The organism is Halorientalis sp. IM1011 (assembly GCF_001989615.1).
In the GTDB taxonomy this organism is placed as follows: Archaea; Halobacteriota; Halobacteria; order Halobacteriales; family Haloarculaceae; genus Halorientalis.
In genome coordinates this window covers 1,206,304-1,228,890 of sequence record NZ_CP019067.1, presented here as the reverse complement: position 1 = coordinate 1,228,890, position 22,587 = coordinate 1,206,304, and the positions used below count along the sequence as shown (strand labels likewise).

19 protein-coding genes and 3 pseudogenes are annotated in these 22,587 nt (G+C 66.1%); 11 read left to right on the top strand and 11 right to left on the bottom strand.

Annotation, left to right across the window (positions count from 1 at the left end):
- The first annotated feature begins 33 nt into the window (after nt 1-33).
- Complete coding sequence (locus BV210_RS06160; RefSeq protein ID WP_077205785.1) at nt 34-831, top strand: SDR family NAD(P)-dependent oxidoreductase; 798 nt, start codon at nt 34-36, stop codon at nt 829-831.
- Nucleotides 832-949: 118 nt separating this feature from the next.
- Nucleotides 950-3,523 (top strand): cation-translocating P-type ATPase, encoded by a 2,574-nt coding sequence (locus BV210_RS06155; protein WP_077205784.1) that lies wholly within the window; start codon nt 950-952, stop codon nt 3,521-3,523.
- Here the strand turns inward: BV210_RS06155 and BV210_RS20870 are convergent.
- Nucleotides 3,524-3,908: pseudogene (locus BV210_RS20870) on the bottom strand (CopG family ribbon-helix-helix protein). It lies immediately after the preceding gene.
- Between the two features lie 239 nt (nt 3,909-4,147).
- Here BV210_RS20870 and BV210_RS06140 point away from each other — a divergent pair.
- Nucleotides 4,148-5,920, top strand: a complete 1,773-nt coding sequence (locus tag BV210_RS06140) for a cbb3-type cytochrome c oxidase subunit I (RefSeq protein ID WP_077205783.1) — start codon at nt 4,148-4,150, stop codon at nt 5,918-5,920.
- Here the strand turns inward: BV210_RS06140 and BV210_RS06135 are convergent.
- Complete coding sequence (locus BV210_RS06135; RefSeq protein ID WP_077207991.1) at nt 5,917-6,501, bottom strand: VIT1/CCC1 transporter family protein; 585 nt, start codon at nt 6,499-6,501, stop codon at nt 5,917-5,919. The two genes, BV210_RS06140 and BV210_RS06135, sit on opposite strands and share 4 nt — an antisense overlap.
- Nucleotides 6,502-6,506: 5 nt before the next feature.
- Nucleotides 6,507-6,797 carry a DUF211 domain-containing protein gene (locus BV210_RS06130; protein ID WP_077205782.1) on the bottom strand — a complete coding sequence of 97 codons (291 nt, stop codon included), beginning with the start codon at nt 6,795-6,797 and terminating at the stop codon, nt 6,507-6,509.
- A gap of 109 nt (nt 6,798-6,906) precedes the next feature.
- Between BV210_RS06130 and BV210_RS06125 the strand changes: the two genes are divergently transcribed.
- Nucleotides 6,907-7,770 (top strand): universal stress protein, encoded by an 864-nt coding sequence (locus tag BV210_RS06125; RefSeq protein ID WP_077205781.1) that lies wholly within the window; start codon nt 6,907-6,909, stop codon nt 7,768-7,770.
- A 25-nt stretch (nt 7,771-7,795) separates the two neighbouring features.
- Here BV210_RS06125 and BV210_RS06120 read toward each other — a convergent pair whose 3' ends face one another.
- Genes BV210_RS06120 through BV210_RS06110 form a run of 3 tightly spaced genes read right to left on the bottom strand, consistent with a single transcriptional unit; the run spans nt 7,796 to nt 9,541 of the window.
- On the bottom strand, nt 7,796-8,137 hold the full coding sequence (locus BV210_RS06120; protein WP_077205780.1) for a hypothetical protein: 342 nt from the start codon (nt 8,135-8,137) through the stop codon (nt 7,796-7,798).
- Nucleotides 8,112-9,389, bottom strand: coding sequence for an RNA-guided endonuclease TnpB family protein (locus tag BV210_RS06115; RefSeq protein ID WP_077205779.1), 1,278 nt, complete (start codon nt 9,387-9,389; stop codon nt 8,112-8,114). Before BV210_RS06115 ends, BV210_RS06120 begins: the two co-directional genes overlap by 26 nt.
- Entirely contained in the window at nt 9,386-9,541 is a 156-nt protein-coding gene (locus BV210_RS06110; protein WP_077205778.1) for a DUF2080 family transposase-associated protein, read from the bottom strand. Before BV210_RS06110 ends, BV210_RS06115 begins: the two co-directional genes overlap by 4 nt.
- Nucleotides 9,542-9,594: 53 nt before the next feature.
- Between BV210_RS06110 and tnpA the strand changes: the two are divergent.
- The 3 genes and pseudogenes from tnpA to BV210_RS06095 all read left to right on the top strand — a co-directional run bounded on the left by tnpA (nt 9,595) and on the right by BV210_RS06095 (nt 10,901).
- Nucleotides 9,595-10,046, top strand: a pseudogene (tnpA, locus tag BV210_RS06105) (IS200/IS605 family transposase).
- A 181-nt stretch (nt 10,047-10,227) separates the two neighbouring features.
- On the top strand, nt 10,228-10,572 hold the full coding sequence (locus tag BV210_RS06100) for a helix-turn-helix domain-containing protein (RefSeq protein ID WP_077205777.1): 345 nt from the start codon (nt 10,228-10,230) through the stop codon (nt 10,570-10,572).
- Nucleotides 10,569-10,901: a growth inhibitor gene (locus tag BV210_RS06095; protein WP_077205776.1), complete on the top strand. Its 333-nt coding sequence runs from the start codon at nt 10,569-10,571 to the stop codon at nt 10,899-10,901. Before BV210_RS06100 ends, BV210_RS06095 begins: the two co-directional genes overlap by 4 nt.
- Before the next feature lie 60 nt (nt 10,902-10,961).
- Here BV210_RS06095 and BV210_RS06090 read toward each other — a convergent pair whose 3' ends face one another.
- Both BV210_RS06090 and mutS read right to left on the bottom strand, forming a co-directional pair.
- A complete protein-coding gene (locus BV210_RS06090; RefSeq protein WP_077205775.1) occupies nt 10,962-12,614 on the bottom strand; it encodes an NAD(P)/FAD-dependent oxidoreductase in 1,653 nt (550 codons plus the stop codon).
- 109 nt (nt 12,615-12,723) lie between these two features.
- The gene (gene mutS, locus BV210_RS06085; protein ID WP_077205774.1) at nt 12,724-15,399 is read right to left on the bottom strand and encodes a DNA mismatch repair protein MutS; all 2,676 of its coding nucleotides are present in this window, start codon (nt 15,397-15,399) and stop codon (nt 12,724-12,726) included.
- A 170-nt stretch (nt 15,400-15,569) separates the two neighbouring features.
- On the opposite strand from mutS, the gene BV210_RS06080 reads away from it, so the two are divergent.
- Nucleotides 15,570-17,084: a S9 family peptidase gene (locus tag BV210_RS06080; protein ID WP_084802582.1), complete on the top strand. Its 1,515-nt coding sequence runs from the start codon at nt 15,570-15,572 to the stop codon at nt 17,082-17,084.
- 33 nt (nt 17,085-17,117) lie between these two features.
- On the opposite strand, the gene thiD is transcribed toward BV210_RS06080, so the two are convergent.
- Nucleotides 17,118-18,500, bottom strand: a complete 1,383-nt coding sequence (thiD, locus tag BV210_RS06075; protein ID WP_077205772.1) for a bifunctional hydroxymethylpyrimidine kinase/phosphomethylpyrimidine kinase — start codon at nt 18,498-18,500, stop codon at nt 17,118-17,120.
- A gap of 110 nt (nt 18,501-18,610) precedes the next feature.
- On the opposite strand from thiD, the gene BV210_RS06070 reads away from it, so the two are divergent.
- The 3 genes and pseudogenes from BV210_RS06070 (at nt 18,611) to BV210_RS06060 (ending at nt 20,100) form a co-directional block, all read left to right on the top strand.
- On the top strand, nt 18,611-19,246 hold the full coding sequence (locus BV210_RS06070; RefSeq protein ID WP_077205771.1) for a DsbA family protein: 636 nt from the start codon (nt 18,611-18,613) through the stop codon (nt 19,244-19,246).
- A gap of 151 nt (nt 19,247-19,397) precedes the next feature.
- Nucleotides 19,398-19,678 (top strand): annotated as a pseudogene (locus BV210_RS20565) (DUF6516 family protein).
- Nucleotides 19,675-20,100, top strand: a complete 426-nt coding sequence (locus BV210_RS06060) for a transcriptional regulator (protein WP_077205770.1) — start codon at nt 19,675-19,677, stop codon at nt 20,098-20,100. Before BV210_RS20565 ends, BV210_RS06060 begins: the two are co-directional and overlap by 4 nt.
- Before the next feature lie 38 nt (nt 20,101-20,138).
- On the opposite strand, the gene BV210_RS06055 is transcribed toward BV210_RS06060, so the two are convergent.
- Complete coding sequence (locus BV210_RS06055; RefSeq protein WP_077205769.1) at nt 20,139-21,797, bottom strand: class I adenylate-forming enzyme family protein; 1,659 nt, start codon at nt 21,795-21,797, stop codon at nt 20,139-20,141.
- A 94-nt stretch (nt 21,798-21,891) separates the two neighbouring features.
- Nucleotides 21,892-22,497 (bottom strand): molybdenum cofactor guanylyltransferase, encoded by a 606-nt coding sequence (locus tag BV210_RS06050; RefSeq protein ID WP_077205768.1) that lies wholly within the window; start codon nt 22,495-22,497, stop codon nt 21,892-21,894.
- Between the last annotated feature and the right edge of the window lie 90 nt (nt 22,498-22,587).

Here is a 22,587-nt window from a genome sequence, read left to right as displayed (position 1 = left end):
AGCGTCTTTTCGCTCGCGCTCGCCCATCCGCCGATGCACGAAGCAGACTTCGGCGTGGCCGGCGAGACGGCCATCGTCACCGGTGCGAGTCAGGGAATCGGCCGATCGATCGCGGAGACGCTCGCGGCGGGCGGTGCCGACGTAGGCATCTGTTCGCGGGAGATGGACCGGGTCGGCCCCGTCGCCGAGGCGATCAACGAGAGCGACGCCGACGGCGAGGCCCTCGCGGTGGAGTGTAACGTCCGCGAGCGCGAGCAGGTCGAGGCGTTCGTCGACGAGGTGGTCGAGGAGTTCGGCGGCCTCGACATCGTGGTCAACAACGCCGGCGGCGAGTTCGTCGCCCCCTTCGAGGACATCTCGCCCAACGGCTTCGACTCCATCCTCGATCTGAACGTGATGGGTACCGTCCACGGGATGCAGGTCGCCGGCGAGGTCATGCGGGAAGAGGGCGGCGGCAAGATCGTCAACATGGCGAGCGTCAACGGCCAGCACCCCGCGCCCAACGAGAGCCACTACGCGACGGCGAAGGCGGGGATCATCCAGCTAACCGAGACCGTCGCGACCGAGTGGGCCGACGACGGCATCCGCGTCAACTGCGTCGCGCCCGGCCTGATCCAGACGCCGGGGGTCGCCGAAACCCTCGGAATCGACAGCGAGGACATGCCGCCCCGGGAGCAGGTCGACCGCCGCATCGGCCACGGCGAGGACATCGCCGACGTGGTGCAGTTCCTGGTCTCGCCGGCCGCCGCGTTCATGACTGGCGAGACGGTCACAGTCAAGGGCGTCCCTCGCCCCGGCAACTCGATGCAACACGATCTGGGCCTGCAATAGACGCTCGCGGCCGACGCCTGCCTCAGGGCGCACTATTATGTTCAATGCCGATCAAGTCTGCCCCGAGTAGCAAACCGTCGGCTCCGCCCGCCGTCTCGCGGATCGACAGGGACAATCGATGGACTGGTACACCGAACCGAGCGACGACGTTACCGAGCGACTGGACACGACGCCGGAGGGGCTCTCCGAGGCCGAGGCCGCCGACCGCCTCGACCGCGAGGGGCGCAACGAACTCGCCGCCGAACAGCGCCGGAGCCCGCTGTGGATCTTCCTCGCGCAGTTTTCGAGCGCGCTCATCTGGGTGCTGATCGGTGCGGTGATCCTCTCGCTGGCCGTCGGCCACGTCGTCGACGCGGTGTTGATCGCCGTCATCCTGCTGGCAAACGGGATCTTCGGTTTCGTCCAGGAGTACCGCGCCGAGCAGAGCCTCGCGGCGCTTTCGGAACTGGCTGCGCCCGAGGTGACCGTCCGCCGGGACGGCACCGAGGGAACCGTCGACGCGACGACGCTGGTGCCCGGCGACGTGGTGGTCTTCTCCCAGGGCGACGTGGTGCCCGCGGACTGTCGCCTCCTCGATACCGACTCGCTGGAGGTCGACGAGGCGGCCCTGACCGGGGAGAGCGTCCCCGTGGCGAAAGACCCTGACCCCGTCGAGGCCGGGACACCCATGGCCGAACGGACCAGTATGGTCTACAAGGGGACGAACGTCACTCGCGGTCGGGGTGTCGCGGTCGTCGTCGAGACCGGCATGGAGACGGCGATGGGCGAGATCGCCACCTCGCTCTTGGCGGCCAAGGACGAGGGGACGCCGCTCCAGCGGGACCTGGACTCGCTGGGCCGGAAACTCGGCGCGGGCGTCGCCGTGCTGTCGGTGCTCGTCGTCGGCCTCCTGCTCGTCGGTGGGACCGAACCGATCCAGGCCGCGCTGACCGCCATTTCACTGGCGGTCGCGGCGGTCCCGGAGGGGCTGCCCGCGGTCGTCACGCTCACGCTGGCGCTGGGCGTCCGCCGGATGGCCGACGAGAACGCACTCGTCAGAACACTGCCAGCCGTCGAGGGGCTCGGCTCGGTCGACGTGGTCTGTACCGACAAGACCGGGACGCTCACCGAGGGCGAGATGCACGCCCGCCGGGCCTGGATCCACGACGAGACCGTCGACCTGGACGACGATGCAGTGGACGAGCGCGTCGCCGACCTCCTCGAAATCGGCGCGCTCTGTAACGACGCGACGCCAGAGGACGGCGACCCCACTGAGGTGGCGCTGGTCAGGGCCGCCGAGGACGCCGGACTCGACGTGGACGAACTGCGCGAGAGCAGACCGCGGACCGACGAACGCCCGTTCTCGGCGGAACGCAAGCGGATGGCGACCGTCCACGACGACGTGGTGTACGTCAAGGGCGCACCGGAGGTCATCCTGGAGCGGGCCGAGCGTATCCAGACCGCAGACGGCCCAGAACCGCTGGACGAGGCCGGTCGCGAGCGGATCCGGGAGCGCATCGAGTCGTTCGCCGGCGACGCGCTCCGGGTGCTGGCCTTCGCCCGCAAGGACGAGACCGAGGGCGACCTCGAGGACGACCTGACCTTCGTCGGTCTGGTGGGGATGATCGACCCCGCCCGCGAGGAGGTCGCCGAGGCCATCGCCGACACCCACCGGGCCGGCATCGACGTGACGATGATCACCGGCGACAACGCCCTCACCGCGGGAGCTATCGCCGAGCGCATCGGCATCGACTCCCCGGTCCTGACCGGGAGCGAGGTCGAGGCGATGGACGACGCCACGCTCCGGGAGCGCGTCGAGGAGGTCAGCGTCTTCGCCCGCGCCGAACCGTCCCACAAGGTGCGGATCCTGAACGCCCTGCAGGCGGCCGGGCACACGGTCGCGATGACCGGCGACGGCGTCAACGACGCGCCCGCGCTGAAACACGCCGACATCGGCATCGCGATGGGGATCCGGGGGACCGACGTTGCCAAGCAGGCCAGCGACGTAATCTTGCTGGACGACAACTACGCGACGATCCGCTCGGCCATCCGGCGCGGGCGGGTGATCTTCGACAACGTCTGGAAGTTCGTCGCCTACCTCCTGAGCGCCAACGCCGCCGAGGTGGCGATTGTATTGCTGGCCTCGCTCTTTGGTTATCTCATCCTCCCGCCGGTCCAGTTGCTCTGGATCAACCTGCTGACCGACGGCCTGCCGGCGCTGGCGCTGGGCACCGATCCGGGCGGGGACGTGATGGCCCGTGACCCGCGGGACAAAGACGCCGGCATCGTCGACCGCTCGATGCTCACCTTCGTCGGCGGTGCCGGGTTGACCATGACGGCGCTGATGCTCGGGCTGATGTTCTACACGCTGGGCGGGGAGCCGAGTCGGACGCCCTACGCCATGACGATGGTCTTCACCGGATTCGTCGTCTTCGAGTTCGCCAAACTGTACGTGGTGCGGTGGACGCGGGACACGCCCCTGCTCTCGAACGGGTGGCTGGCACTGGCGGTCGGGGCCTCGCTCGCGCTCCATCTGGCGGTGCTGTACTCGCCCCTCTCACAGTACTTCGGGACGGTCCCGCTCTCGCTCGCGGACTGGGGCCTGCTCGCCGGCGTCGTCGCCGTCGGCACGCCGATCCTGCTCGCCGTCGGCTGGCTGTCGAAACGGATGGTCGGCGCGGCGGCGACCGAGACGGATCCCACGTCCCGCTGACTACCCCTCCACGACGGTGAGGTTCACCTGGTGGACGCCTTCGAGCGGCCGCAGGCGTCGCACCAGTCGTTCGATCTCGTCGCCGTCCCCGTCGACCGCGACCGATTCGAGACAGAGGTGGTCGCTCAGGTGGACGTGCTGGACCGCGACGATGGTCTCGCCGAACTCGTGCTGGAGCGCAGTCGTATCGTCGGCGGTCCCGGATTCGTGGGATCGTAGAGGACGACGACCGTCCCACTCAGCGTCCCCCGAGGTCCGTCTGTCGGTTGAACTCGGTCACGAACGCCCGGAGCGCGTCTCTGGTCGCCTCGGACCGGCTGTCGTACTCGCCGGCCTCCTCGCACTCGTCGCGCTCGCGCCGGTCTTCGGCTGGGCGGCGGCCCAGACGGGCTACGCGCTTCCGGGACTGGGCCAGCACGCCGGCACGCTCGCCGGGGCGCTACTGGGCACCGCACTTACCCTCTGTCTGGCGCTCGGGGTCGGTCGTCTTCTCGCCACCGGGAATTGACGCCTCGGGTCTGCCCCCTGTCGGCAGTACCCGTCGAGTCGCTCTGTCTGCGTTCGCACCCGTCGACGAGCTAGCAGATCCGGTCTTTGATTACCGTCTCTGTGGTACCGACACGCATGGCAACCAGAGGGCTGATACTGACCGGGATCACGATCGTATTCCTGCTCGTGGTGACGTTCGCCCTCGCACGCGTCGTGGACTGGCGTTCCTACACGCCGTCACCGATGGGGGCTGACGGCGACGGGTACGGCGAAGCCGACCAGGCCCACGAGGAAAAGCCCGGTGGGATCGTTCGGTGGCTCACCACGGTCGATCACAAGGATATCGGCATACTGTACGGCGTCTACGCCGTCGCCGTCTTCGCCGTCGGTGGTCTCATGGCCGTCGTGATGCGCGCTCAGCTTTTCCTGCCTGCGGGCGCGTTGCTCGACGCGACTCTCTACAACGCCTTCCTGACCAGTCACGGGATCTCGATGTTGCTGCTGTTCGGGACGCCCATGCTCGCCGCCTTCGGCAACTACTTCATCCCACTCCTGATCGGGGCCGACGATATGGCGTTCCCGCGGATCAACGCCATCGCGTTCTGGCTGCTCCCGCCCGGCGCACTGCTGGTCTGGGGCGGCTTTCTCATTCCCTCGATCGGCCCCGCCCAGACCTCCTGGGTGATGTACCCACCGCTGTCGGCCGAGCAGCCACAGGCGGGTGCCGACCTGATGATGCTCGGCCTGCACCTCGTCGGGGTTTCCGGGACCATCGGCGCGATCAACTTCATCGCGACCATCTTCACCGAGCGCAGTGAGGACGTCAACTGGGCGAACCTCGACATCTTCTCCTGGACGATGCTCACCCAGTCGGCGCTGATTCTCTTTGCCTTCCCGCTGCTGGGCAGTGCCCTCATCATGCTGCTTCTGGACCGGAACTTCGCCACGACCTTCTTCGCCGTCGATGGCGGTGGGACGATGCTGTGGCAACACCTGTTCTGGTTCTTCGGCCACCCCGAAGTGTACATCCTCGTACTCCCGCCGATGGGACTGGTCAGTTTCATCCTGCCTCGCTTCGCGGGCCGGAAGCTGTTCGGGTTCAAGTTCGTCGTCTACTCCACGCTGGCCATCGGCGTCCTCTCCTTCGGCGTGTGGGCTCACCACATGTTCACGACCGGGATGGACCCGCGGCTCCGGGCCTCGTTCATGGCCGTCTCACTCGCCATCGCGATACCGAGCGCCGTGAAGGTGTTCAACTGGATCACGACGATGTGGAACGGGAAGCTTCGGCTGACGGCTCCGATGCTGTTCTGCATCGGGTTCGTCTCGAACTTCATCCTGGGCGGCGTCACCGGCGTGTTCCTCGCGTCGATCCCCGTCGACATGATCCTCCACGATACCTACTACATCGTGGGGCACTTCCACTACATCGTCATGGGTGCCATCGCCTTCGGTGCCTTCGCCGGCATCTACTACTGGTTCCCGATCTACACGGGCCGGATGTACCAGCGCACGCTGGCGAAGTGGCACTTCTGGCTGTCGATGATCGGCACCAACGTCACGTTCTTCGCCATGCTGGCACTGGGTTATCTCGGCATGCCTCGCCGGTACGCCACCTACGAGCTGGATTCGGCTATCGCGCCGCTTTCCAGTATCACGACGCTCCACCAGGTGGCCACGCTCGGTGCGTTCCTGCTCTTGATCGGCCAGTTGATCTTCGTCTGGAACGTCGTCCAGTCGTGGCTCGAAGGGCCGAAGATCCGTGACGACGATCCGTGGAATCTCCGACAGGACGGTCTGTTCACCCGCGAATTCGACTGGCTCGGAACGAAAATCGATCGACTGCCCGTGACCGACGGCGGAGACGAGGAGTCGGAGACGTCACCACGGAGTGGGCAGGACGGTTAGCCCGGCAAGACGAGGTTCAACAGCGCCACGACCAGTCCGGCCAGTCCCATCCGGGCCGCGGAGACGTACCACCGCTGGCCCGAGATCGAACCCATGTACGCGCCGAAGACGCTCAACACACCGATGCCGAGGACCACGGCAACGGCGGCCGCCTCGACCATCGTCAGGAGATTCTCCGTTCCCGCGACGACGAACGGCGAGAGGGGGACGAGGACACCGATCAGGGGACCGAGGCCGCTCGCGGTGGCGTGGAGCAGGCGCACGCCTCGCTGCTGGCTCTCGATCCGCGTGTCGTCGAGATCGGTGAGCATCGCCCGTTCCATCCGGAGGATCTCGGCGCGGGTCTCGGCGCGTTCGATCTCCCAGACGCTCCAGACCGCGGAGGTGCCGAGGCCGACCGCAGCGCCCAGCCCGATCTTGACGACCGTCAGTCCCTCCGTGACCCCCGAGAGGACCGCGCCGACGACGACGCCGATGCAGGTCAGGGTACCGTCGAACCCGTTGGAGACGAAGTAGCGTCGCGAGATCGACAGCACCTCCTCCTTCCCGAGCAGGCGACGCACGCGCTGGCCGAGTCCCACTGCGATCACCCGTCCTGCTGGGTCGGCCGCTCCTCGACGACTACGTCGCCGCAGGCCACCTCGTCGACGGAGTGGACGGTCCCGCCGAGGTCCTCGACGGTCGACTCGACGGTGTCGTAGTCAAGATCCGCTCCCTCGAGGCTGAGTTTGACGTTCTGGACCTCCCGATCGAGTTCGAGCAGCGAGCCCGTTGCGCCCTCGACGCCGTCGACGGCGGCGATCTCCTCGGTAAACTCGAGCAGCGGCGGTTCGTGCGGTTTCAACACGTCGATGACGAGTCTGCGAACGGCGACCATACCCGACCTGTGGCCCGGACGCACCTAAAGCCCCGAGCCGTCACCCGGGGACGGGCCGCCCTTCGATCCGGGGCACACCTATAGGGCTCCCGGCTCAAAGATCGGGACGATGTTCGATCGGATTCTGGTGCCGACCGACCGCAGCGACCCGGCGCGACGGGCGCTCGCACAGGCCGCCGACCTCGCGGACCGGTACGACGCGACCGTCACCGTCCTCCACGTCGTCGACACGCGGGAACTCGACAGCGACGACGAGGTCGACGAACACACGGAGACGGCCCGCACGGAACTGGTGGCGGCTCTCGACGACCTCGATATCGACCCGACGCCCGAAGCGGCCGTCCGAGCAGGTATCCCGAGCGAGACGATCCTCGACTACGCCGACGAGGTCGGGATCGACCTGATCGTAATGGGGACCCACGGTCGAACCGGCGTGCGCCGGTATCTGCTCGGCAGTGTCACCGAGAAAGTCGTTCGCCTGTCGGATATCCCCGTCCTCAGCGTCCACCCCGCCGAGGTCGACGTGGGGAGTATCCCCTACGAGCGGATTCTGGTACCGACCGACGGCAGCCCCGGGGCCGATCCGGCCGTCGACTGCGCGACCGACATCGCGACGACGTACGACGCGGCGTTGCACGCGGTGTCGGTCGTCGATACGGGTGCGATGGCCGGCGACGTACAGATCGGCGTCATAATCGACCAGCTCCGGGAACACGCCACCGATGCGGTCGAGTCCGTCGCCGACGCCGCACGCGACGCCGGCGTCGCCGAGACGGAGACCGACGTGCTGGAGGGGCGACCGTTCGACGCGATCCGGACCTACGTCGACGAGGCCGATATCGATCTGATCGTGATGGGGACCCACGGCCGGAGCGGGCTGGACCGGTACCTGCTGGGCAGCGTCGCCGAAAAGACCGTCCGGACCGCTCCGGTCCCGGTGCTGACGGTCCGGATGCCCGCCTCGTCAGAGTGAGGTCGGTAGTCCCGACGGCCGCGGCTCAAGCGTCCCCCTCGTGGACCTTCTCCAGCACCGCCGACTCGGCGAGCGAGACCACGCCGGCTTCTTCGAGTGTCTCGGCGAACTCGTCGCTGTCGTAGTAGGCCAGCGCCTCGTCCAATCGGTCGTCGGCGACCTCCTGCAGAACGATCACCGTGTCCTCGCCGTCGGCGGGGCGAAAGGCCTGCGACCCGAGCGAACCGTGGGCTGCCCGCCGATCGGCGTTGTCCTCGTGGTGGCGCTCCCAGGTGTCGTAGTCCTCGATCTCGTGTTTCGCGTGAACCGCCTCGGGGTCAAGCCCCGAGGCTTCTCGTGGTTTAATCGGACACCCCCACGATACCATCGGTCTGATAACCTCGAACGGCGTCGTGGGTCACGGTCGGGGCGTCCACGGCCCCCGATGCCTGCCGTCGCACCTTCCGAACAACGGGAAGGCTGTTGAGAGCAGGCACATTCCAGTCCTGATGCTTCTCGATGCCTTTCACGGCGATATTGACGCTTGCACCACGGTCGCTGTGGTCTTGATGCCCGCACGACCGACACTTGAACCGCTTCTTGTTGCGGTTCGCTCGCTCGGCGTGCCCGCACAGCGGACACCGTTGACTCGTCTTGTACGGGTCAATCCAGCCAGTCGGAATCCCCTCGAACGACGTCTTGTACGACGTATAGAACTGAAGGGCGCGGAACGGGAGGTGGTGCAAGCGTCGGTTCATCCGCGTGCCGTAGTCGATACTGTCGCGCATCTCTTTGAGGTCTTCAAAGACGATACACGGTTTCTCGAACTGACGGCTCCACTCCACGATGTGACGACTCACCTTGTGGAGTCGGTCACGGACGAACCGTTCCTCACGTCCTTCCAACGTGTCGTGCATACTCTGCTTCCCCGCGTTCTGCACGCGCTTCCGCATCGTGAAGTAGCGATGACGCTCGAACTTGATTTCGGGGAAGTCGATGACCAACGTGTCTTCGACGCCAGTCTCGGAGAGCGCGGTGAGAGCCACGTTGTCCTCGTTCACGTCCACGCCGACGACCGTTCGTGAGTCCTGCTTGTCTCGAACGGTCTGCTCGGTGTTGGTAACGTTGACGTGCAACTCGGGGTTGTCGTTGTGGAACAGGGCTTCCGCCGTCCCAATCTTCCACTCGTCGCTTTCGAGTGCGGTTTTGAGAACGTCGAGGTGGGTGTCGTCGCCGTCGAGAACGCCCTTGACGTGCTTGTACGGCTTCGCGCTGATTCGGAACGCCACGTCACCGTCGTCGGTGAGCGACAGGTTGTACCCTTCCTCGTAGTTTGCTCGGAGCGGGTACGCGCCGTCCTTTGTGTGACTGGGCTGGCCGAAGTCGTCGTACTCGTAGTAGTTCTCCATCGTGCCGAGTGCTTTGGCGACGACACGCTGAGTCGTGTTTTTCACGAGGTCGGTGTCGTCGGCCACGCGGTCGGGGATTGCGTCCCAGTCCAAGCCTTGCTTGGCGAGTCGGATGGTTTCGTTGTACACCGAGCGTGCTTCGAGTGTGGCGTCGTATAGCAGACTCTCGTTGTCACTCTGGATGTCGAGTTGGAAGTCCAGCGTCTTAACGAGAGCCTGTGCGTCGGTCATTCTTCGTCTTGTTGGGCGGGTTCTGAGGTTCGGACGACCTTCACGTCGGCCCCACGCCAGCGTTTGGGGACGGTGACGTGGGCACTATTCCCGAACGGTTTGACCTCGCCGTCGAGAACTTCCTCGCCTTCTATTTCGAAACTGTCCGCCATACCTGCGTATATCCTTCGGATATACTTAATTGTGTTGTTGGTGTGGATTCTGTATGATCGAGAAGCGGTCGAACCATACGGTGTACAACGTCAACTACTACTCGGTGTGGTGTCCGAAGTACCGCCACCCGATTCTCGAACCAATCGAGGAATCACTGGAAGTGAGTTTCCGCGACGTGTGTGAGGAGTACGGCTACGAGATACTGTCGTCGTCCGAAAATCTCGATTTTCGGGATCACGAGAGACGGAGTCTTTCGAACGACTCCACATCTCTCCTGACCACGTACACCTGTTCCTTTCCGCCCACCCGAAGCACGCCCCGGGCAAGATTGTGCGAACAGTCAAGAGCATCACGGCGCGGGAGATGTGGGAATAGCACGAACCGTTCTTGGAGGAGTATCTGTGGGGTGGCGGATTTTGGGAGGAATCGTACTACGTTGGGACCGCAGGCGATGTTTCGACCGACACGATTGAGCAGTATATTGAGCGTACGGAACACGTTTAACGGGGCTTACCGCCTTCACCCTCGGGGTCAAGCCCCGAGGCACTCAGCCTGTTCCGCCTGTAGATATAGGCCATACCGACCATCCGGACGGGAGGCCGAAAGAATCGAGGGTCCGAATCGATGACACTCCTGACGTGATGACGGACAAACGCTTATGACAGCCGATACAGTATTGACGACTATGCCAATCGACATCGAGCGGTTCGACGAGGCCAGCGAGGCGGACCTCGACGAACCCACGAACGCCGAGCGAGTGATTCGGTTCCTCCTTCGGAACGACGACAAGGCGTTCACTCCCTCGGAGATCGCGGACGGGACCGGTGTCAAGCGGTCCTCGATGGGAACCGTGTTGCGCCGCCTCGAAGATCGCGATCTCCTCCAGCACAAGGGTGACTACTGGGCGATTGGTGACGAATCTCGGGTCCGCGAGGCGTTCGACTTTCACCGTACACTCGACGATCTGGACGACCGCTTCGGCGCGGAAGACATCGAGGAGTGGCGTGAGTACGCCGCCGATCCGGAATGAGCTACGAGCGCGGCGACGTGGTCGTGGCCGGCGACCCGTTCAAGGACGACGACGCAGCGGGTCGCCCGTTTCTCCTCGTCGATCACGCTGACACACCGTTTCACGGCGAACAATACGTCGCGCTCTCGCTGACGACACGGACGTGGCACGACGAGCGAATCCCGATCGACGACGCCGACTGGATCGCCGGTGGCGCACCCGAATCCAGTTCGATCATGCCGTGGTCGGTGAACTCGATCAAGACCGAGTGGATCGAGTTCCACCAGGGCCGACTGCCCTCGGACCTCGTCGACCGGGCCGTCGACCAACTGATCTCGTACGTGCAGTGACTGGCCCCGCTCACTTCGCGACCGGTGTTTCGTCAAATCCCCCGGACTGACGGCGCGTCCTCACTCTGCCTGGGCTGCTACCCGCCCCAACTCGAACCCGTCGTAATCGTCGCGGGCGATCCGGGCACAGATCTCCCGGTAGTTGTCGAGGCCGCCGGGGAAGGGCGTGAACACCTGCGTCTTCCCGGGGACGTTCGCACCGCGGTACCAGGATTTGGCCTCGGAGAACAGCATGTTCTCGGCCAGCATGTTGGTGTTCTGGACCCACTGCTCCTCCGAGTCCTCACTGGCCTCGATCCGGTCGTAACCCTCGTCGTCCACGTACGCGATGCAGTCGGCGATCCACTCGACGTGCTGTTCGATGGAGAGTGGCATGTTCGTGAGCACGGAAGGACTCTGCGGGCCGGTGATGGTGAACAGGTTCGGGAACCCGTGGGTCATCAGGCCGAGGTAGGTCCGGGGGCCGGCTTCCCACTTCTCTTCGAGGCGCTGATTTCGCCCCTCGATGTCGATCGCGAGGAGCGCGCCCGTCATCGCGTCGAATCCCGTCGCGAAGACGAGCACGTCCAGCTCGTAGTGGTCGTCCGTGGTCCGGATCCCGTCGGTCGTGACCCGATCGATGGGATTCTCGTCCACGTCGACCAGCGATACGTCGTCGCGGTTGTAGGTGCCGTAGTAGTCGTCGTAGTCCATCGGCGGTCGCTTCGCGCCGTAGGGATGGTCGGTCGGGACGAGTGTCTCGGCCGTCTCGGGGTCGTCGACTCGCTCGCGGATCTTCTCGCGGATGAACGCCGAGACCTTCTCGTTGAGCTCTGGATCCGACAGGATCGCTCCGGGCTCGAAGGTGTGGAGGAAGCGAAAGCCGCCCTGCTGCCAGCGCTCTTCGAGAACGTCTTCGATATCCTCGTCGGAGAGGCCGTAGTCGGTCTCGTGTTCGTGGTCGAACGGCATCCCGAGCCGGGAGTCTCTGGCCCGCTCCCAGATGTCGTCGTAGTTCTCGCGGATCTCCGCGTACTCCTCCTCCGATAGCGGGCGGTTCTGGGCCGGCACCGCGTAGTTGGGCGTCCGCTGGAACACCGTCAGATGATCTGCCCGGCCGCCGACCTCGGAGATGAACTGGATGCCCGTCGAGCCGGTGCCGATCACGCCGACGTGCTCGTCTTCGAGGTCGACGCCGTCCTCGGGCCAGCGGGCCGTGTGGTACCACTCGCCCTCGAACTCCTCCAGCCCGTCGAAATCGGGTCGGTAGGGTTTGGAGAGGCAGCCGACCGCCGTGACGAAGTACCGCGTCGTGACCCGCTCGCCGTCGGCCATCTCGACGGTCCACGTTGCCGACTCGTCGTCGTAGGTCGCCGACGTGACCTCCCGCTCGAATTCGATGTTTCGGTGCAGGTCCAGCCGGTCGGCCACCCACTGGAGATACTCCAGAATCTCGGGCTGTTCGGGGTAGCGCTCGCTCCAGGTCCACTCCCGGTGCAGGTCCTCGTCGAAGGAGAAACAGTAGATGTGGCTCTCGCTGTCACAGCGGGCTCCCGGATACGTGTTCCAGTACCAGGTCCCTCCGACCTCGTCGCCTTTCTCGTAGACGCGTACGTCGAGGCCCTGCTCGCGCAGTTTGTGGAGCATGTACAGCCCCGAGAATCCCGCGCCGATCACGACGGCGTCGACGTCGACGTCCCCATCCCCGTTCGTGTCCGCGGCCGCGTCAGACACTGTGTCTCACTGGCCGAACACTACGGTCGACCGCAATTAAAGGCACTCCACCAGAACATCGGCCGTATATGAGTGCTGGCGGACCCCGCGATCGGCCCGGGACTCGATCTCAGCCGTCGTCGCCGTCGAGTTCCGCCTGCCACTCCTGAACTTTCGCCATCAACTCGACCGGCGGCGTCTCGTTCACGTCGAGGTCGGCCAGTTCGTCGAGGATGGTCTCTGCCTCCGGGTCGAGCGCCGCGTCGCTCCCCTCGGTGGCCGCCGCACCGCCGTCGGCCGTCGCCCGCTCGTCGGCCCCCGACGCGCGCTCGAAACTCCCCGAGGAGAGGTCGAAGACGGTCTGGACCGGTTCGCCGCTCCCGCCGCCTTTCGCCTCGATGGCCTCCTCCTCGCGGAGTCGCTCGAGCACGTCCCGCGAGCGGTCGACCACTGGATCCGGGACGCCCGCCAGATCCGCGACGTGGATCCCGTAGGAGCGATCCGTCGGCCCGTCCCGAACAGTGCGAAGGAAGGTCACGTCGCCGTCGCTCTCGTCGGCGGCGACGTGGACGTTCTCGACACGCTCCAGGTGATCCGCCAGCCCGGTCAGTTCGTGGTAGTGCGTGGCAAAGAGGGTCTTCGCCCGGACCTGATTGTGGATGTACTCGGTCGCGGCCCACGCGATGGAGATGCCGTCGTAGGTAGCCGTCCCGCGACCGACCTCGTCCAGAATTACGAGCGACTCGTCGGTCGCCGAGTGCAGGATGTTCGAGAGTTCCTGCATCTCGACCATGAACGTCGACCGGCCCTGCGCCAGCTCGTCGAGCGCGCCCACGCGTGTGAATATCCCGTCGACGAGGCCCACCCGGGCCGATTCCGCGGGGACGAAACTCCCGACCTGCGCCAGCAGCGTGATCAGTGCCGCCTGTCGCATGTAGGTGGACTTCCCGCTCATGTTGGGGCCCGTGACGATCAGGAAGCGCCGGTCGTCGTCCATCGCGAGGTCGTTGGGGACGAACGAGGTGGTCTGCTCGACGACTGGGTGGCGGCCCTGCCGGATCTCTAGCTCTCGGCCCTCGACCAGTTCCGGCCGGGTCCAGTCGTTGCGGACGGCGTGGGTCGCCAGACTCCCGAGGGCGTCGAGTTCCGCGAGCGCCCGCCCCACGTCCTGCAGGAGTTCGGCGCGGTCGGCCACCCGCTCCCGGAGGACCCGAAACAGTTCGTACTCGAGGTCTCCGCGTTGTTCTTCCAGTCGGAGGATCTCGCGTTCTTTCTCCTCCAGTTCGGGGATGGTGAACCGCTCTGAGTTTTTGAGCGTCTTGATGTTCTCGTAGGCCTCGGGCACGTCGTCGGCCTCGCTCTTGCCGACCTGGATGTAGTAGCCGTCGGTCTTGTTCCGGTCGACCTGCAGGTGGGTGATTCCATGCCGCCCCTTCTCCCGCTCGTCCAGGGTCTCGATCCACTCTTTGGCTGACTCGTGGCGCTCGATGATCTCGTCCAGTTCGTCGTCGTAGCCCCGCTGGAACAGCCCGCCCTGTGTGACTGTTCCGGGCGGCTCCTCGGCCAGTGCCGCGTCCAGTTCGGCGGCGAGGTCGGCGGCGGCCTCGCGGTCGGCGTCGGTGACGATTCTCTGTAGCGGCGAGTCTGCCAGCCGACTCGTTTCGTCGATCACGTCGGCCGCCCGGGGCAGGAGGGCGAGCGTCTCGGCCACTCGCAGGAGGTCGGTCGCGTCGGCGCTGCCCGAAGCTGCTCGACTCGCGAGCCGTTCGAGGTCGTACGCGCCGTCTAGCACTTCCCGGAGTTCCTCGCGAGCCATCGCGGCCTCGGCGAGTGCGGCGACCGCCGACTGCCGGCGCTCTAACTCCCGGCGGGACTGCCGCGGCCGGACGAGCCACTGCTGGAGGAGTCGCCCGCCCGCGCTGGTGACGGTGTGGTCGATGGTCGCAAAGAGCGACCCCGACCGGTCGCCCTGCATCGTCTCGGTGAGTTCGAGGTTGCGCTGGGTGGTCGCGTCCAGTTCGACGTGGTCGCTCCCGCTGTAGGTCTGCAGGCGCGTCATCGAGGCCAGCGCGCCCTGCCCGGTCTCCTCGACGTAGGCCAGTACCGCACCGGCCGCCCGGATCGCCCCCTCGTCGTCGGCGATGCCGACGCTCGCCAGTGTATCCTCCCCGAACTGCTCGCGGACGGTGTGGCGGGCCCGCCCCGGTGCGAACGCGTCGGCGGCGTGCAACGTCAGCGTTGCCGTCGTCCGCTCGCGGATCCGATCCAGCAGCGCCTCGTCGGCCCGCACGTCGGGGCCGGGCAACACCTCCGCGGGGTCGAACTTGTACAACTCGGTCGACAGGGCCCCCTCGCGGTCGTCGCCGTCGACGCTGGTCACGAAGAACTGGCCGGTCGTCACGTCCGCGGCGGCGACGCCGTAGCCCTCGCCCTCTCGGACGACGGCCGCGAGATACTGGGCGTCGTCGTCGGGCGTCTCGATCAGCGTCCCCGGTGTCACGATCCGGGCGATCTCCCGTTCGTGGCCGTCGTCGGTCTCGTGCTGGTCGGCGACGGCCACCCGATAGCCCCGCTCGACCAGCGCCGTCAGATAGGGTGTGAGATCGTCGACCGGCACGCCCGCCATCGGATAGGACGAGCCGTGCGAGGACTTCTGGGACACCTTCAGATCGAGTTCGTCGGCGACCGTCTCGGCGTCCTCGTCGAAGAACTCGTAGAAGTCACCGCACTGCATCGCCAGCAGATCCGCCTCCGTCTCCTCCTTGAGGGCGAGAAACTCCCCGACGATACCCGTCGCCTCGGTCATACTCCTCCCTGGGAGCGACACCGGGTAAAACGCTGTGGGTCCGACCGCGACCGGATGGACGATCCGATTCCCGCCAGAAAATTACGAACGCTTTGATATTAAATACCGCAAATAACAGGCAGATATAAACAGTTAACTCATCTCGTTCGTGATGGTTGTTGGAGGGTATCATGGGAGCGGATCGCAATGCGGACGAACGGGGTACAGATGTGGGACGGGTGAACCGGCGACGATTCCTCGGGGCCTCGGGAGCGGCCCTGACGGCGCTCGCTACGGGGGTTGGAACGGCGACGGCGTCGTTCGGATCGGGCGTCACCTCGGAGGATTACACCATCGAGTCCTGGGACGGCACGAAGCTCGAAGCGACGTTTTACACGCCCGATGCCAGCGAGCCACAGCCGGCGGTCCTGATGACGCACGGCTGGGGCGCGTTCCGTGAGTCGCCGCTGACGCTGCCGAAAGCGAAACACCACGCGAAGCAGGGGTACAACGTCCTGACCTACGACTCGCGCGGGTTCGGGGGGTCCGAGGGGACCGTCGGCCTCGACGGCCCCAACGAGGTCAAGGACGCCCAGCGGATGGTCGACTGGCTGGCCAACCGGCCGGAGGTGGCGCTGGACGCCACCGACGACCCGAAGGTCGGGATGGACGGCGTCTCCTACGCCGGGGGCATCCAGCTGTCGGCGGCGGCGGCCGACGACCGGATCGACGCGGTCGTCCCGCGGATCACCTGGAACGACCTGCAGTACTCGCTTGCGCCCAACGGCGTCATCAAGATCGGCTGGTTGTCGGTCCTGCTCGGCCTCGGGGGTATCAGTTCGAGCCTGATCGGCCCGGATACGAACATCGACCCACGGCTGTACGACTGGTACGAGGAGGCCCTGGAGACCAACGAGATTCCGGAGGCGATGCTGGAACTCAACGAACGGCGCTCGTTCCCGTACTTCGACGACTACGACACGCCGACCTTCCTCGTGCAGGGCTGGGACGACTCGCTGTTCAAGCCCATCGAGACCGTCCGGACCTACCGGTCGCTACAGGACAGCGGCGTCGAGTCGCGGCTGGCCTTCTACGAGGGTGGCCACGCCCCCGAGGAGATCACCGTGCCGCTGGACCAGCGCGGGCACATGAACGGGCTGGCGACGACGTGGTTCGACCGCCATCTCAGGGACGAGAGCGCCGACGTGCCCCAATCCTCGACCTACCTCAAACAGCGCGGGGAGTTCCGCACCGAGGACCAGTTCCCGCCCGAGGACACCGAGTTCGTCAGCTACAATCTCGGGGACGCCGCGGTCGACGGGGACGACCGCATCGAGCGATGGAGCTGGTGGTACGACTCGGAGGTCACCTACACCTGGGACGTGCGCGAGAGCGCCGAGTGGTACGGCACGCCACAGGTCGACCTCTCGCTCGACGTACACGGCCCGGAGGCCCGGATCTTCGTGTTCATGCTCCGGAACGGCAACCCGATCAACGGCAACGGCGAAGCCTACCGGGTCGAGGGCTCGGGCGTCTCCCGGGTTTCCTTCGAGTTCCCGACCTTCCAGCGGTTCGTCTCGCCCAGCGACACGTTCGGGCTCGAAATCGGGGTATCCAGTCCCTGGTATCTCGACTCCCGCGAGTCAGAGGGCGTCACGATCCGCCCCGGCGAGTCCAGCGTTCGCCTGCCCCAGCGCCAGCAGTAGGGTACACTGGCGTCGGGACACCAGTTTCGACGATTACGATCTGGCGACCTCCTCGCCGAGAGCGTCCAGTACCGTGAGCGTCCGGTCCACCAGCGCTTCGGTGTCGTCGGCCAGCAGGACCACCGTCGGCTCCGTTCGGTCGTCCCCGTGGTCGACGACCGCGACCGGCGACCCGTCGGCCCGCTCGATGGCTCGCTCGGCCGTCCACTGCTGGATCGTTCCGTCCCCGACCGCTGCGTCGGGGTCTCCCCCCCGATCGACCGTGACGATCTCGCCGTCCAGCGCAGCGAGCGCGGCCTCCACGTCCTCGTCGAATCGCCAACTCACGGCGAACTGCCGGTCGGCGTCGAACTCCCGGCAGGCGAGCAGGACGGCCGCGACACGGCTCGACGCGCCGAACCGAATATCCTGGTTCGACCAGTCGTCCGAACCCGTCTCCGTCATATTGCCTTCGACGGCAGCCACTTCGTCGGGGCGTTCGGCGTAGGGCGTCGCGCCGGCGACGGTCAGTCCGGACTCGGGGACCAGCGGTGAGACGTCGCGATCGACGAGCTCCTCGACGATCGTGGCCACCTCCTCAGCGGTCGGGTCGCGGGCGGCACGGTCACGCAACGCGACCGCGTGGTGGACGCTTCCCGGCCCCTCGCCAACGTCCAGCGGGTAGCGCACGGCCCGCGCGAGCAGGTCGATGCCCGCCTCGACGGCCGTCGTGAGATCCTCCCCGCGAGCGAGGTTGGCCGCGATGGCGCTGGAGAGGGTACACCCCGAGCCGTGGGTCGCGTCGGTCGCGACCCGTGGATGGCGGACCGTCTCGACGGTCTCCTCGGTCACCAGCACGTCCGCGACTCCGTCCCCGTCTGCGCGGTCGACGTGGCCGCCCTTGACCAGCGCGGCGGTCGCCCCGAGATCCAGGAGTGCCTCGCCGACCGCCCGCATGTCTGTCTCGGTCTCGGGTTCGATCCCGGTCAGCACCGCCGCCTCGTCGGCGTTGGGCGTCACGAGCGTCGCCTCGGCGATCAGGTCCTCGTAGGCCGACTCGGCGTCGGGTTCGAGCAACCGGTCGCCCGAGGCCGCGACCATCACCGGATCGACCACGAGGTTCGGGAGGCGGTCGGCATAGCCCGCGACCGTCTCGATCACGTCCGCGGTCGCGAGCATCCCCGTCTTGGCCGCTCCGACCGCGAAGTCGTCGAGGACGGCCGCGATCTGGGCCGCGATCTCCTCGGTCGGCAGCAGGTGGGTCCCCTCGACGCCGCGGGTGTTCTGTGCCGTGACGCTCGTGATCGCGCTCGTCCCGAAGGCGCCACAGGCCTCCATCGTCTTCAGGTCCGCCTGAATGCCCGCACCGCCGCCGGAATCACTGCCCGCAACTGTCAGCACGACCGGCCGGGACTCCGGTGCCGCTCGTCGGTTCATACTCCGAACTCGGCCTGCCACGCACTAATATTACTGTGTTGTACTACCAGCTATATCGCTTTGAGTGTCCGGACCGTTCCCCTTTCCCGTTTCCGGACCCTGGAACGTCTATGTCCGATCAGTCCACACCCGAGCGGATCACCGTCTACTCCGACTACGTCTGCCCGTTCTGTTATCTCGGCCGGCACTCGCTGGGCCAGTACCAGGACGAGCGCGACGACGACCTCGTAATCGACTGGCACCCCTTCGACCTCCGGGCGGGCAAGCGCAACCCCGACGGGAGCATCGACCACGACGTCGACGACGGGAAAGACGAGGACTACTACGAGCAGGCCAAAGAGAACGTCCGCCGGCTCCAGGACGAGTACGACGTGGAGATGGATCTGGAACTCTCCCGTGACATCGACTCGCTGCCCGCCCAGATCGCGTCGGTCCGCGTGCGTGACGAGTACGACTACGACACGTGGCTGGAGTTCGACCGGGCCATCTTCGAGGCGCTCTGGACCGAGAGCCGGGACATCGGCGACCCCGACGTGCTGGCCGACCTCGCCGAGGACGCCGGTGTCGACCCCGAGGAAGTCCGCGCCGCCATCGACGACGAGGACCTCCGCGAGCGCGTCCGCACGCTGTTCGACGACGCGAAGCGACAGGGCGTCTCCGGCGTCCCGACGTTCGCCTACGATAGCCACGCGGCCCGCGGCGCAGTACCACCGGAACAGTTGCGACGGCTGGTCGAAGGAACGTAGCGACGGACTGGTCGTTGCCGGAGAGGGTGAGCGCACGCTCCTTTGACCGTTCCGTTTCTGCCATCGTCTACCGAGAACAGATCGCCCAGCTCTCAGGGTGATGGTTTCGACCCCATACTTCATACTGATGGGAGGAATACCATAGCATACGATGGGCCGCGAGGTCATCGAGGATGTCGAGGACCGCGATGGAACCGGGTCATCCGGCGGAAGATCTACCGCACGGACGACCCTAAGTACCCGAGTGGCTACCGCTACGCGCTCCATTACGGGTACACCGACGGTCGTGGCACCATCCTCCGGTACGACAACGAGAACCAAACGACTGGCCGCCACGAGCGGCACACGCCCGACGGCGTCGAAGCAATCGAGTTCCCGGGGATGCTGGATCTCCGGGACCGTTTCATGACCGAAATCGAGGACTTACCATGACCACGGACACGCTGAAAATCACGTTCGGACAGGCCGACGAACACGACGACGCGGCGCGCGAGCGGCTCCAGCGAGCAGAAGCCGGCGAGCGCGGCGAGGCGATCGAACAGGACGCACGCTTCGTCCTGAATTTCGAGGACTTCGGGGAGGTCGAACGCCTCATGCGAACGTCGAGTCTGACGCTGCTGGAAGCGATCGTGAACGAGCAGCCCGAGAGCATCCGGCAGACTGCCGAGGCTGTCGACCGCGACTACAAGGAAGTCCACCGGAACCTGGAAGAACTGGAAGCGCTCGGCGTTATCGAGTTCGAGGAGGACGGCGCGAGCAAGAAGCCAGTTCTCAGGGGCGGTGCACGAACCCTTGACATCTCGTTCAGCATCGGACACGACGCCGTCGGTCGGCACTCCGGTGCCTCCGCGTGACCGGAGAACTGCTCTCGATTCGCTGATTCCGGGCGCGGTTAGAGATCCCCGTCCTCTGAACTGAGCGGTTCGTCGAGCCGCTGTTCGGTCTCCTCTTCGAGCTTGTACCGCTGGACCTTCTGGGTGGCGCTGCGCGGGAGTTCGTCCACGAAGAAGATCCGGCGTGGGTGGGCGTAGGTCGGGACGTAATCCAGCGTGAACTCCCGGAGATCCTGTTCACTGACGCCCGCACCCTCCGAGAGGACGACGTACGCGACGGGTGCTTCGCCTTTCACCTCGTGTGATGCGCCGACGACGGCGGCTTCCTCCACGTCGGGGTGTTCGTAGAGGGCGTCCTCGACTTCGGCGGGGTAGATGTTCTCCCCGCCGGCGATGATCATGTCGTCGGCGCGGTCGACGATCCAGAAGTAGCCGTCCTCGTCGACGCGGGCGATGTCCTTCGTGTAGAAGTACCCCTCGTCGTCGAACACCTGATCGGTCTTCTCGGGGCGGTTGTAGTACCCCTCGAAGACGTTGGGCCCCCGGATCGCGATCTCGCCCGTGACGCTCTCCTCGTCCTCGAAGTCGATATCGTCGTCGGGGACCGGCTCTAGCTGGTCGGTCGAGACCTTCGTCTCACGGGTCCCGGGATCGACGAGTTTGATCTCCACGTCGTCCAGCACGGGGCCGACACAGCCAGCGGCCTTCCGGACGCCCCGACTCGGCTCGACGGTGCCCGCGGGGGCCGTCTCGGTCATCCCCCAGCCCTCGACCATCGGCACGTCCCACTCCTCCATGATCTCCCGCCGGGTCGCGTCGGCCAGCGGCGCGGCCGCGCAGGTGACCGACTCCAAACTGGAGAGGTCGTACTTCTCGGGGTTCTCGCGGTACTCACGGAACATCATCGTGTACATCGCGGGCACACCCGCGAAGTTGGTCACGTCGTTGTTCCCGATGGCGTCGAGCATCGGTTCCGGTTCCGGCTGGGCGACCAGCACCATCGTCGACCCGCTGTACAGGCCCGACCCGAGCAGGGCGTTCAGCCCGTAGATGTGGAACAGTGGCAGGACGAGCAGGAACGTGTCGTCGGGATCCAGCGGGAGCCCGCCGTTGTCGTAGGCCTCGATGGTCGACAGCAGGTTCTCGTGTGTCAACTGCACACCCTTGGGTTTGCCCGTCGTCCCGCTCGTGTAGGGCTGGACGGCAACGTCCTCGAAGTCCCGATCCACGCCCTCTGCCTCCCGATCGAACGTCTCGTCGTGGTCGGCAATTGCGTGGGAGTAGTTGACGACACCCTCGTCGGTGACGCCCGGCAGGAACAGCGTCCCGACCTCGGCGGCCGCCGCCAGCTCCTGGACCTCGTCGGCCAGAAACGGGGAGCCGAACAGGACGTCGATGCCCGCGTCCTGGATGACGAACGCGAGCGTCTCGGGGTCCATCCGGAGGTTCAGCGGGACCGGAATCGCGCCGGCCTTGAGCGTCCCGAAGTAGCTCTTCGGGAATCGCGGCGTGTTCGGGACGAACAGCCCGACGCGCTCGCCCGGCTCGACGCCGTGCTCGACGAGCATGTTCGCGACCTGGTTTGCTTCGGCCTCTAGCTCGGCGAAACTCGTCTCCAGCCCCTGAAAGACGAACGCGGTTTGCTCCCCGTACCGGGACGCCGCCATCGCCGGCAGGTCCCCCATGTGTGCCAGCTGGTCACCATTGTAATGCTCCATGCCTGTCAACATCTATCTCACACAATATAAACGAGGGGGGACACTCACATGGCTGAGACTGCGACCCTCGCTGTACGGGCGCTGGCCGTCGCAGTCAGAACTCCGCTATCGCTTTCCGCAGATCCTCGCGGGTGTTGACGTTCCGGAGCGAGTCGAGCGTGGCGTGAGTCTCGATCTCGGCTTCGGGGACCGCGACCCAGTCCAGTTCGGCGAGCGCGGCGAACACCGCCCGCTGGTCTCGTGCGAGTGCGGCCTCGCAGGCCGCCACGGTCGCGTCGGTCCGGTAGACCGCCTGCAGGGGTTGATCCCGGCCGTCGACTCGCGGAACTGCGGCGTCGTGTGGGCGGGCCTGCTCGAAGAGGTGGTCGACCAGCCCGGGAGCCACGAAGGGCATATCGCAGGCCACGACGACGGCGAACTCGGATTCGACCGCGCGCAGCCCGGTCAACATCCCCGTCATGGGTCCTCGGTCCGACTCCTCGTCCTCGGCGACGGTTCGCGGGTGGTCGTACCCCGACAGCGCCTCCGCGATGGCCTCGCGTTGCTCGGGGCGGCAGTTGACGACCAGCCGGTCGATTACGGGCGCGAGGCGGTCGGCGACCCGCCGGATCATCGGGGTGCCCGCGAGGTCGGCGACGGCCTTGTCTCCCTCTCCGAACCGGGTGGCGTACCCGCCGGCGACGATCACGCCCGTTCGCATGGCCGGCGGTACGGACCCTCCTCACAAGAAGCCCGCCCCGAACGGGGCACCGCCAGACGGTGGCCATCCGGAGGACATTTCCCGCCCGCA

Bases quoted from the DNA above. Each gene is read 5' to 3' on its own strand.
- BV210_RS06160 (WP_077205785.1), top strand. From the start codon at position 34: ATGCACGAAGCAGACTTCGGCGTGGCCGGCGAGACGGCCATCGTCACC.
- BV210_RS06155 (WP_077205784.1), top strand. From the start codon at position 950: ATGGACTGGTACACCGAACCGAGCGACGACGTTACCGAGCGACTGGAC.
- BV210_RS06140 (WP_077205783.1), top strand. From the start codon at position 4,148: ATGGCAACCAGAGGGCTGATACTGACCGGGATCACGATCGTATTCCTG.
- BV210_RS06130 (WP_077205782.1), bottom strand. From the start codon at position 6,797: ATGGTCGCCGTTCGCAGACTCGTCATCGACGTGTTGAAACCGCACGAA.
- BV210_RS06125 (WP_077205781.1), top strand. From the start codon at position 6,907: ATGTTCGATCGGATTCTGGTGCCGACCGACCGCAGCGACCCGGCGCGA.
- BV210_RS06120 (WP_077205780.1), bottom strand. From the start codon at position 8,137: ATGGTATCGTGGGGGTGTCCGATTAAACCACGAGAAGCCTCGGGGCTT.
- BV210_RS06115 (WP_077205779.1), bottom strand. From the start codon at position 9,389: ATGACCGACGCACAGGCTCTCGTTAAGACGCTGGACTTCCAACTCGAC.
- BV210_RS06110 (WP_077205778.1), bottom strand. From the start codon at position 9,541: ATGGCGGACAGTTTCGAAATAGAAGGCGAGGAAGTTCTCGACGGCGAG.
- BV210_RS06100 (WP_077205777.1), top strand. From the start codon at position 10,228: ATGCCAATCGACATCGAGCGGTTCGACGAGGCCAGCGAGGCGGACCTC.
- BV210_RS06095 (WP_077205776.1), top strand. From the start codon at position 10,569: ATGAGCTACGAGCGCGGCGACGTGGTCGTGGCCGGCGACCCGTTCAAG.
- mutS (WP_077205774.1), bottom strand. From the start codon at position 15,399: ATGACCGAGGCGACGGGTATCGTCGGGGAGTTTCTCGCCCTCAAGGAG.
- BV210_RS06080 (WP_084802582.1), top strand. From the start codon at position 15,570: ATGGGAGCGGATCGCAATGCGGACGAACGGGGTACAGATGTGGGACGG.
- thiD (WP_077205772.1), bottom strand. From the start codon at position 18,500: ATGAACCGACGAGCGGCACCGGAGTCCCGGCCGGTCGTGCTGACAGTT.
- BV210_RS06070 (WP_077205771.1), top strand. From the start codon at position 18,611: ATGTCCGATCAGTCCACACCCGAGCGGATCACCGTCTACTCCGACTAC.
- BV210_RS06060 (WP_077205770.1), top strand. From the start codon at position 19,675: ATGACCACGGACACGCTGAAAATCACGTTCGGACAGGCCGACGAACAC.
- BV210_RS06055 (WP_077205769.1), bottom strand. From the start codon at position 21,797: ATGGAGCATTACAATGGTGACCAGCTGGCACACATGGGGGACCTGCCG.
- BV210_RS06050 (WP_077205768.1), bottom strand. From the start codon at position 22,497: ATGCGAACGGGCGTGATCGTCGCCGGCGGGTACGCCACCCGGTTCGGA.